This is a genomic window from Chamaesiphon sp. VAR_69_metabat_338 (assembly GCF_031423935.1).
Lineage (GTDB): Bacteria > Cyanobacteriota > Cyanobacteriia > Cyanobacteriales > Chamaesiphonaceae > Chamaesiphon.
In genome coordinates, this window is record NZ_JANPGM010000513.1 from 1 (window position 1) to 10,242 (window position 10,242).

Annotated in this window: 10 protein-coding genes and 2 pseudogenes; 9 read left to right on the forward strand and 3 right to left on the reverse strand. The window is 47.2% G+C overall.

All coding sequences use genetic code 11. The features are described 5' to 3' along the window. The 6 genes and pseudogenes from RMO84_RS14225 to rpsD form a co-directional block, all read left to right on the forward strand. Window positions 1-361: pseudogene (locus RMO84_RS14225) on the forward strand (dynamin family protein); the annotation flags it as partial. A gap of 117 nt (window positions 362-478) precedes the next feature. Continuing rightward, on the forward strand, window positions 479-868 hold the full coding sequence (locus tag RMO84_RS14230) for a hypothetical protein (protein WP_310489107.1): 390 nt from the start codon (window positions 479-481) through the stop codon (window positions 866-868). Between the two features lie 132 nt (window positions 869-1,000). Beyond that, entirely contained in the window at window positions 1,001-1,459 is a 459-nt protein-coding gene (locus RMO84_RS14235) for a KGK domain-containing protein (protein WP_310489108.1), read from the forward strand. An 82-nt stretch (window positions 1,460-1,541) separates the two neighbouring features. Next, a complete protein-coding gene (locus RMO84_RS14240; RefSeq protein ID WP_310489109.1) occupies window positions 1,542-1,778 on the forward strand; it encodes an HNH endonuclease in 237 nt (78 codons plus the stop codon). A 75-nt stretch (window positions 1,779-1,853) separates the two neighbouring features. After that, window positions 1,854-2,171 (forward strand): hypothetical protein, encoded by a 318-nt coding sequence (locus RMO84_RS14245; RefSeq protein WP_310489110.1) that lies wholly within the window; start codon window positions 1,854-1,856, stop codon window positions 2,169-2,171. 262 nt (window positions 2,172-2,433) lie between these two features. Continuing rightward, window positions 2,434-3,042 carry a 30S ribosomal protein S4 gene (gene rpsD / locus RMO84_RS14250; RefSeq protein ID WP_310489111.1) on the forward strand — a complete coding sequence of 203 codons (609 nt, stop codon included), beginning with the start codon at window positions 2,434-2,436 and terminating at the stop codon, window positions 3,040-3,042. Window positions 3,043-3,156: 114 nt separating this feature from the next. Here rpsD and moaA read toward each other — a convergent pair whose 3' ends face one another. Both moaA and RMO84_RS14260 read right to left on the reverse strand, forming a co-directional pair. Then, window positions 3,157-4,146 (reverse strand): GTP 3',8-cyclase MoaA, encoded by a 990-nt coding sequence (moaA, locus tag RMO84_RS14255; RefSeq protein ID WP_310489112.1) that lies wholly within the window; start codon window positions 4,144-4,146, stop codon window positions 3,157-3,159. A 193-nt stretch (window positions 4,147-4,339) separates the two neighbouring features. Continuing rightward, window positions 4,340-5,281: a carbohydrate kinase gene (locus RMO84_RS14260; RefSeq protein ID WP_310489113.1), complete on the reverse strand. Its 942-nt coding sequence runs from the start codon at window positions 5,279-5,281 to the stop codon at window positions 4,340-4,342. A 160-nt stretch (window positions 5,282-5,441) separates the two neighbouring features. Here RMO84_RS14260 and queA point away from each other — a divergent pair, with 160 nt between their 5' ends. The 3 genes from queA (at window position 5,442) to RMO84_RS14275 (ending at window position 10,052) form a co-directional block, all read left to right on the forward strand. Next, window positions 5,442-6,530 (forward strand): tRNA preQ1(34) S-adenosylmethionine ribosyltransferase-isomerase QueA, encoded by a 1,089-nt coding sequence (gene queA, locus RMO84_RS14265; RefSeq protein WP_310489116.1) that lies wholly within the window; start codon window positions 5,442-5,444, stop codon window positions 6,528-6,530. A 317-nt stretch (window positions 6,531-6,847) separates the two neighbouring features. Next, window positions 6,848-9,586, forward strand: coding sequence for a PAS domain S-box protein (locus RMO84_RS14270; RefSeq protein ID WP_310489114.1), 2,739 nt, complete (start codon window positions 6,848-6,850; stop codon window positions 9,584-9,586). Window position 9,587: 1 nt separating this feature from the next. After that, window positions 9,588-10,052, forward strand: a complete 465-nt coding sequence (locus RMO84_RS14275; RefSeq protein ID WP_310489115.1) for a response regulator — start codon at window positions 9,588-9,590, stop codon at window positions 10,050-10,052. Here the strand turns inward: RMO84_RS14275 and RMO84_RS14280 are convergent. After that, a pseudogene (locus tag RMO84_RS14280) lies at window positions 10,049-10,242 on the reverse strand (hypothetical protein); the annotation flags it as partial. The gene RMO84_RS14275 and the pseudogene RMO84_RS14280 sit on opposite strands and share 4 nt — an antisense overlap.

Here is a 10,242-nt window from a genome sequence, read left to right on the forward strand (position 1 = left end):
ATCGTTCCGCCAAGTCATCAATCAATCGCTCAACAATCAATTACTTCCGATCGCGAATATCCAAGCTGAACAAATCCTCTGTCAATACGATCGCGCCCGCGCCTATTTAGCGAAGGCATTAGAAAAAGAAGCCGAAGAAAAAATCCGTCAAAATCAACGTCAATTAGCCGAAGTCGAACAACGGATCGGGGTGTTCAATGAAGCAGTGGAGGGGATTAATAGCTGTCTCGAAGCTATGCAACTAGACAGGCATCGTTTACCAACATTGAGTCAGTCAGATTTATTGTTATTACCTGTGAATGATAATACTGAACCTATTGAATCTTTGGTAGAGTTGGTAGCAGTGGGGGAGAGTAATTAAGTTTTAGATTACTCGATCGATCCTCACAATCAAGGATCGATCGAATTATTATTTTGGAATAATTACTTTTGTAATTTGACGGGTATGATAGAAGAACAACGTTATTATGATTAATTTATGACTACTTCATTTGTCGTTCCTGATATTGCTCGTATTTACAGCACTATCGAAGACTTGCTTTACATGAGTGAGCCACAATCATCCATCAATATCTCTTTTGGAACAAATGAAGATGAATATGAATTTATTAAATTTGATTTTCATCTTAAACATGGTATCTCAGAGGTAAGAGTTTATGAGGATAGTGGCGATTTTTCATACATAGGTAGAAATGGAGACATTCTACATTCAATAGAATTTGATGGCACTGAATTTACAAGTACAACTGGATCTTTCTATCAAGGATTCAAAGACATATTTGCCTTCGATCGTCAGCAAGCTAATATAGCTAAAATCACTAACACATCAGTCGATCGAGCATCATTTGGATTAACCGAAGTGAATTAATCGGATTTGTAGGGGCAGGTTTATGCGATCGATATCGATCGAACTAAAAATTCATGTCAAACCTGCCCTTCCCATCAAGAAAACAAGGATTGTTATAAATTCGAGCCTAGCAAAATTAATCATTTTTAAATTATGACCGATCGAGCTAAACAAATAATCCCTGACTCTCAAGCTGTTGCTCTTTGTCTTAATAAAACTTTCCTAATTAGCGATCTCCTGACAGTTTTTAAAACACCGCAAGAAAAACAAAAAATATTTGTCAACGATCTCAACGCATTACATCTAGAATTAAAACAGGGCGGTTACTCCAGAGAGCATTACCTAAATAAAATCGAAGCTTTTATACAGAAAAATATTAAAAGTGAAACATTTAGTAAAGAAATTGAAGATGATATAGATTGTAGCCTCTTAGAACCTAATGGTAAAGGATGGCAAAAAGGCAAGCTAAAACTATGCTTTAAATTTATACCTGAAGAAGACGAGCCTACATCAACTCAAGAAAAGCCAGTAGAAAGTCATTCTTCACCACTAGATGAAATTCGGCAATTATCAAACGAATTGACATTTATGGCATCGATCGAACAAAACTAGTTGAGATGGGCGGGTTTGGCATAGATCTTTAGTACGATCGTAATTAGAAGCATAAACCCGCCCCTACAGATCTATAGATAATATGTCAGAAAAATCTAAACGAATTAGCTTCCCTAAAGAAGTGCGGGAATATGTATTCAACCGCGATAACCATCACTGTCAAAGCTGCGGACAAACTACCAAACTATCGATCGATCATATTATCCCCCTCGCATCGGGCGGTAGCAACGACATTAGCAATCTCCAAACTCTGTGCAGCTCTTGTAATAGTAAGAAAAAACACTACTTCGACCCCAGGTTCGATCGACGTTACGATTGAGTAGTGTCTCGCCCGGGAAAATCATTACCAATCAGATCGCATGACCCGATCGGCAGTAAGGTAAATAGATAGATAATGAGCAAAATTAAAAAAGAACAATGGCATTTAAACACAGCAGAGGTTGCTCGATCTGCAATCGCGTCATGTATGGGTGGTCGGCGCAAAGCTGCTCGATCTAGAGCTTTGGATATTCGATCGAAAGAATACACCCTCCGCCACATCCCAACAGGCATAGAAGTAAGTGGCACAATACCTAGTGGCAATTATGCTCGGAAAGAAATGAATCGACTTGGAGAACAACTGCTGCAAAATTTATTTCAAGAGCTTGAGGCGAAAGTAGCTAAAAAGTTAAGAATTCCTGGCTGTGTTCGATCGTGTCAATTAGCAACTTAACTATTATTCGGCTTAAGGGGGCACAGCAAGGCTAAAAGCTAGTCCAGGCAAGGAAACGGAGCGAAACCACCGCCGCCTTAGCTAACAGCACCTACACACGCTCCGACATCGCTGGAAAACTTCTGGTTAAATCCGCTAGATATTTACAATTCCCTGACAAATCTAGTTCGACGATCGCAATCGCGTTAAGATACTAGTCAGAACTCCCCTGCCATGTAATAATGGGAGTTTTGGGTTAAGTATTAAGCACTAAGGAAACTGTATGTCCCGATATCGCGGACCGAGACTGAGAATTACACGCCGTTTAGGCTCCTTACCCGGATTAACTCGGAAGGAACCACGTCGTGCATATCCCCCAGGTCAACACGGTCAAAACCGGAAAAAGCGTTCTGAATACGCTATCCGTCTCGAAGAAAAGCAAAAATTGCGGATGAACTACGGTGTCACCGAGAAGCAAATGCTCCGCTACGTGCGTAAAGCAAGACGCGCTACTGGTTCTACCGGATTAGTTCTGTTGCAGTTACTCGAAATGCGGTTAGACAATACCGTCTTCCGACTTGCGATGGCTCCGACGATTCCAGCAGCAAGGCAGCTAGTCAACCACGGACACGTCACCGTCAACGGACGCACTGTGGATATTGCTAGTTATCAATGTCGTTCTGGCGATGTCATCGGCGTTCGCAATCGCGAAGGCTCTCGCAAATTGGTCGAAGCCAATCTGCAATATCCAGGATTAGCTAACACTCCCAACCATTTGGAATTCGATAAGCCTACTTTAGTTGGTAAAGTAACCGGCACGATCGATCGTGAGTGGGTAGCTCTTCAAGTCAACGAGCTACTGGTGGTCGAGTACTACTCTCGCCAAGCCTAGAGATTGTGGATTTTGGATGGCGGCTGCATCCAAAATCTATTCTCTTGGGTTTAGGTTTTAGACTTTAGGCTTTAGGCTCGGAAATTATGGCTAATTCGAGAAAATTTGATTCTCTTAGCCGCCAATTTGAGACATAGTGCGATGATAGGTTCCGGTTTCACTGCCAGATTCGCGGCCTTTGTAATTAATTTCGGGTTTGAGTGCGAGTAAATCGCGGACTTGCGATCGCAAATCTTGGGTCGAGACACCATTCCGCAACGCAGTTTTAAGATCTAGTTGTCCGGTTTCATTGAGCAGACAAGGACGCAACCAACCATCGGCAGAGAGCCGCATCCGGTTGCACCTGTCGCAAAAGCATTCCGACATTTGACTGATAAATCCGAGCGTACCTTTGGCACCTGGAATGGTGAAGACATCCGCAGGGCCATTTCCTTGCACATGTGACTCGGTTAAACCCCATTTTGTGCGAATTTGCTGGCGGATCGATTCTGAAGAAATCCAGCCGCGATCGCTAAATAGCTCATCGTTACCGATCGGCATAAACTCGATAAAGCGGACGTGCCATTGTTTATCGATACTTAATGCGGCTAAATCCAAGACTTCGGTATCGTTGACGCCTGGAATCACCACCACATTTAACTTCAGGGGTGTAAATCCCGCGCGATCGGCAGCCAGAATCCCGTTCCAGACCTGTTGCCAGCGCGATCTGCCGACATTCCCTACAATTCGATCGAAGGTGGCTTCATGGAGCGAATCGAGGCTGATATTCACGCGGCGGAGTCCGGCTCTATACAAGTCTTCAGCCATCCCGGCAAGCAAAAAGGCATTAGTCGTCAGCGATAAATCTTGAGTCTCTGGCAAACTGGCGATCGATCGGACGATTTCGACAATGCCATTACGCAACAAAGGTTCGCCGCCAGTCAGCCGAAAACAGTTGAAACCGACGGGGATAAACACTTCCCGAATCAACGTCAGCAGCTCATCATCGGTCAAAAGTTGCTGGCGGTGAAGATACTCTAGTTCTGCTCCTGCGGGCATACAATATTGACACCGAAAGTTACATCGATCGATGAGGCTAATTCGTAAGTAGTTGACCTGGTTCATCTTTCTATTGTGGCAGATCGGGTGGGGTGTGAGGAGTGAGATTGAGATAGTTATTTACTAACGATAAGAATGCCTACGATTTCTAGTCTCTGGATGATTCTTAACCCGAACTCAGGTTATTTAGTCCGCGAAGGCGGACTTTGCATTCTGAGAAGCGGTTTCTAACCGCTTTGCTTATAGGTAGCTACTTAGGTTAGTTGCTTGCTAAAAATTGTTGAATCTCGGCATCGGTAGGTTGGGCGTCGATCGCGCCAGGTTGGCGGGTTGTCAAGGCTCCTGCGGCGGCTGCATAGCGAATGATGGCGTTACCATCTGTTTGTCCGGTGCCCAGTTGATGCAATAATCCGGCGACGAAAGCGTCGCCAGCTCCCGTAGTATCGATCGCTGTGACGGCAAAGGCTGGTTGCGAGCCGCTGCGATCGTTGAGCCAGTATTCGCAGGTATTGCCGCCATCGGTGACGAAAATGCCCGCCGCTGCAGGTAGGTGAGCTTGTAAAGCTTGTGGTGATGTCGTGCTGTAAATTAATTCGGCTTCTTCTTTGGCAAACTTGATGTAATCGGCTTTAGCTAACAACTGTTTTATCTGGGAGATGGCCATCTCCGTCGATACCGTCCAAAATGTCGGTCGCCAGTTGATATCCACCACGATCTTGACACCATTTGCCTGGGCGTGGGCGACTGCTTGCCAAGTGGCTTGGGCACTGATGGGATAGGCTAAAGCGATCGTGCCTAATAGTAAAAAGTCCGCACTTGTAAATAAATCGGCGGGGACTTGGCTTAATTGGGTATCGGCAAATTTATCGGTAGGAATCTGGCCGAAACCACCAAAGATGCGATCTCCATCGATCGTTCTAATTACTTGCACTTGGCGGGTAGGAGCTGTGGGATGATGTTGGAGTCCGGTGAGATCGACCCCCTCACTAGCCAACTTAGCAGCTAATTTCGTACCTGCTTCGTCACTGCCTACACAGCCGATAAATCTCGATCGATCGCCCATTTTCACTAGGGCACAAGCGACATTGGCGGGAGCACCGCCTGGTAACGGCGTCCAGGATGTAACGTCTTCACTACTGACGCCACTTTGCTCGGCTAACAGGTCGAATAATACTTCACCAAGACAAATGACGGTAGACATAAGACTTAATTGATAATTGATAATTGATAGTTGATAGTTAATATAGCAATCCTATTTAAATTGTCTATCACTAAGTTATTGCCTGGGAGCTGTGCTCGGGATTAAGTTTGTGGTGAAGATTGCTAAGGTGCGGGAAAATATTCGATCGGATCGACAGAAAATGAATACCAGTGTAGACCGACAGCTCGCTAGTTATGATTATGAATTGCCACCGGAGGCGATCGCTCAGACTCCAGTCGTACCCAGAGATCGATCGAGGTTGCTGGTGGTTGAAACTGGTGATGCTCACCAACATCGTCACTTTCACGAGATCGGCGATTTCCTGTCGGCTGGGGATTTATTGGTGTTCAATAATACGCAGGTGATTCCAGCACGGCTCTACGGTGCTAAACCGACGGGCGCACCTGTCGAAATTTTACTACTATCCGAGCAGCAACATAATTGCTGGTTGGCATTAGTCAAGCCAGGGCGCAAACTCAAGATCGGCAGCCAAATTATTTTTCAAGCGCGGACTCCAAGTGCCCAAATTCCCCAATTAACGGCCAAGATTATTGCCAGAGACGAACAGACTGGGGGCAGATTGCTGCAATTCGAGCTACCCGACAATTTGCCATTAAGTGCGGTACTTGCCGACTTTGGGGAATTGCCTTTACCGCCGTACATTCGCGCTAGTGCTGCTACTCCCGAGCAGTATCAAACCGTTTATGCTAAGGTACCCGGAGCCGTCGCCGCACCGACAGCGGGACTACATTTTACCAACGAACTACTCGATCGATTAGCCGAGCGCGGTATCGGGCAAGCTCATGTCACTCTGCATGTGGGTGTGGGAACGTTTCGCCCCGTTGAAGCCGAGGATATTACCACCCACCAGATGCACCACGAATGGCTGGAAATATCGGCGGAAACGATCGAGCGGATTCAAGCCACCAAAGCCGCTGGCGGCAAGGTTTATGCCGTGGGGACTACTGCCGTCCGCGTCCTGGAAACTGCGGCTCAAACTGGCACGTTGCAGCCGTACAGTGGCGATACGAATATTTTTATCTATCCTGGTTATCAATGGCAACTCGTCGATGGCTTGATTACCAATTTCCACTTACCAGGGTCGAGTTTAATGATGTTGGTGAGTGCGGCAATCGGGCGGCAAAGATTGTTAGATTTATACCAAGTGGCGATCGAGGATGGTTATCGCTTTTATTCATTTGGCGATGCGATGTTAATTCGATCGGTTCGCGCTGAAACAGCAGCATGACTACCCGATCGCATCGCAAAACTACAATGTGTCCAATTGTGCGCTCGAATGTAGTTTATAATTATTCTAATCTGAAAATATTTGTCCCAATCGACAGATGCGCAAGTTCGCGCGTTGGCTTAGCCTAACGTAGGTAATCGCCAATTTTAATGAATAAACTGCGGTTACTGCTAATGCGCTATTGAACTAGTTCCAGTGGTGCAAATAGGATACGGGTGAGAGTCATGATATGTAACAATCGATCGATCGACCGGCCTAATCAGTTGGAGCAAATAATTGACTACTCGCCATTGGTTGTGTCGCCAGAGACTACAGCGATGGCGGCCATTTCCTTGATGGCTCGTGGCGCAACAGGTCGCCCTGCCCGATCGCATCTAGACGCTACCCATCCTCCTGGCGATCGACATGCTTACAGTTATGCCTTGGTATTAGCAGCAGCTCGACCGATCGGTATTTTGACACAGCGAGACATGATTGGGCTGGTTGCGGCTGGTCACGATTTAGCCACAGTTAAAGTTATTGATGTCATGACAGCACCCGTCATCACGCTGGAGCAAGCCGCGATGACAGATGTTTTAACGGTGTGGTCTGTTATCCAGCAACATGGCATCCGACATCTGCCGATCGTGGATGAATGCGGTTTATTAGTAGGTATGGTGACAGCCGACGAGCTACTACAAGGCGGCGATTTACTGGAATTGTCAGTAGCAGTGCAATTAGAAGGAGCTGCCAGCAAGCACCAGAGCGATCGGTACGACGATACAGCTTTTCAGAGTCAGCAAGATTTGAGCGATTTTGTCGAAAATGCGATCGTCTGTTTGCACTGGGTAGCGGCTGATGGCACGATTATCTGGGCAAATCAGGCAGAGTTAGATTTATTAGGATATGAGCGGGAAGAGTATATCGGACATTCGATCGTCGAGTTTCATACCGATCGAGCGGTAATCGATGATATTCTCGATCGACTGTTGCACGATCGATCGGTTCGAGATTGCGAGGCAGATCTGCGGTGTAAGGATGGATCGATCCGCCATGTCCTGATCGATTCCAAGGCATCTTGGCACAATGGCAAATTTCTGCGGACGCGGTGTTTCACCCGCGACATCACCGAACGCAAGCGGGCGGAAGAAGACCTCCGACGCTTTAATGCAGCTCTGAGTCATGCGATGGAAGGAATTGCCTTCTTGGACGCACAAGGGCACTATGTGTGGGTAAATCAAGCTTATGCAGATGGGATCGGCTACTCGCCAGCAGCGATGGTGGGTATGGATTGGCAGCGCACGGTGCATCCTGACGATCTCCACACGGTCGAACTTGCTTACGGGCAGATGCTCGATCGCGGCAAAGTCGAAGTAGCTGCCAGAGGGATGCGCCACGATGGCTCGATTTTCTATAAGCAACTGGTGATGGTAAAGGCCGATCGCGGTCAACAACAGACCGGACACTACTGCTTTATGAAAGATATTACCGCTGCCAAGCAAACCGAAGCCGATTTAATTCAAAGCGAACAAAAATTTCGAGCTATTTTCGATAGTATGCTCCAATTCATCGGCCTTCTCACGCCCGATGGCCACTTTATCGACGGCAATCAGGCCGTTTTCGATGCCGTGGCGATCGATCGGGCGGCCATCATCGGCAAACCATTTTGGGAAACGCCCTGGTGGGCGCATTCACCACAATTACAAGCGCGAGTGAAGGCCGCAGTTGCTACGGCTGCAGCCGGGGAGTCAGTCCAGTTTGAATCCGAACACTTTTGGGCGGATGGCACACCAGCAGTTGTAGACTTTTCGCTCAAACCGCTGTTTGATGACAGTGGTAAAGTGACGATGCTGCTCCCCGAAGGCCGCGATATTACCGATCGCAAGCGCAAAGAAGATATCCTGCGCAATATTGCGCTGGGAGTTTCGGCCAAAACCGGGGAAGCATTCTTTGAAGCATTAGTCGAATATCTCACCAAAGCATTACGGGTGGAATATGCTTTTATCAGCGAGCTGTTGCCACCCACCCACGATCGAGTCAGAACTCTTGCTGGCTATGGTCACGGTACCACTATCGATCGATTTGAGTATGCATTGCTCAATACGCCTTGTCAGTGTACGATTAATTGCCACTTCTGTGTCTGTGCCGAGCGATTACAGCAGCAATTCCCCGACCACGCACTGCTAAAGGAGATTGGCGCGCAAAGCTACATGGGCGTAATATTACGCAATTCAGCCGGAGAGCCGTTAGGACTGATTTGCGTGCTGAGTTGTCAAGATTTTTCGGAAACTCAGCTCATGAAGGAAATCCTCAACATTTTTGCAGCGCGGGCGGCAGCTGAGATCGAGCGACAACGATCGGAAATGGAACTCCAATTTCAAAAACAAGATTTGGCGCGTTCTAATGACGAACTCCAGCAGTTTGCCTACGTGGCTTCCCACGATCTTCAGGAACCGCTACGGATGATTACCAGTTATTTGGAATTGCTCGAACGTCGCTACAAAGGCCAGCTCGATGCTAAGGCCGATACATTTATCGCCTATGCAGTGGACGGAGCCAGCCGGATGCAAATTCTGATTAACGATCTGTTAAACTATTCGCGGGTGGGGCGACAAGATCGAGATTTTGAAGATGTAGATTGCGAGCAGATCTTCGAGCGGGCGTTGACTAATCTTCACGTCGCGATCGCCACCAACAAAGCGATCGTCTCCCACACCCCACTCCCGCGAGTACACGGTAATTCTTCCCAAATCACTCAGTTATTCCAAAATCTAATCGGTAATGCGATTAAATTTCGCACTCAGGAGCCACCGCAAGTGGAGGTATCGGCCAAATTCACAGCGGGGAATTGGCTGTTTTCAGTCCGCGATAATGGGATCGGGATCGAAAATGAGTACTTAGAGCGAATTTTTATTATTTTTCAACGATTGCACGGTAAAACTGAATATCCCGGCACAGGTATTGGTTTGGCAGTTTGCCGAAAAATCATCGAACGGCATGGTGGCAACCTCTGGGTCGAGTCACAACCCGATCGGGGTTCGACTTTTTACTTTACTCTTTCACCTTCTTCCAGATAATATGCTAAGCTCGCCCACGATCGGTCGTACCATTGAAGTCCTATTGGTCGAAGATAATCTTGGGGATGTCGAACTAACCAAACTGGCATTAGAAGAGAGTGAGTTGGATATCCATTTGAGCGTAGTTGGCGATGGGGCTGCAGCACTAGAATTTTTGAACGCTGGGCATCGCGGCCAGATCGACACACCCTATCCAGATCTGATTTTGCTCGATCTCAACCTCCCCAAAAAAAGCGGTCACGAAGTTCTAGTCGCAATTAAAGCCGATCGAGTCCTCAGACGGATTCCAGTTGTGGTACTGACGACATCCCAAGCCGAGGAGGATATCTTCAAAGCCTACGATTGTTATGCCAGTGGTTACATTCCTAAGCCGCCTAGCTTCGATCGCTTCGTCCAAGTCATCAGATCGATCGAGGATTTTTGGTTCTCCACCGTCAGATTACCTTCCGAGTGTCAGAAGTCCTAGATCGATGGCGGTTCATCTACTCGTCTCAAAATTGAATCGAGTAAAGTGTCAATTAAGCGATCTCGATCCATCGGGACAATTTCCTGACCGTGCAGCAGCTCTTGCACGATTAGAAAATGGACGATCGCCCCGATAAAAATGCGGGCGACGGCTTCTGGGTCGGCTATTTTGAGCTGCGGGCAAGCCGTAA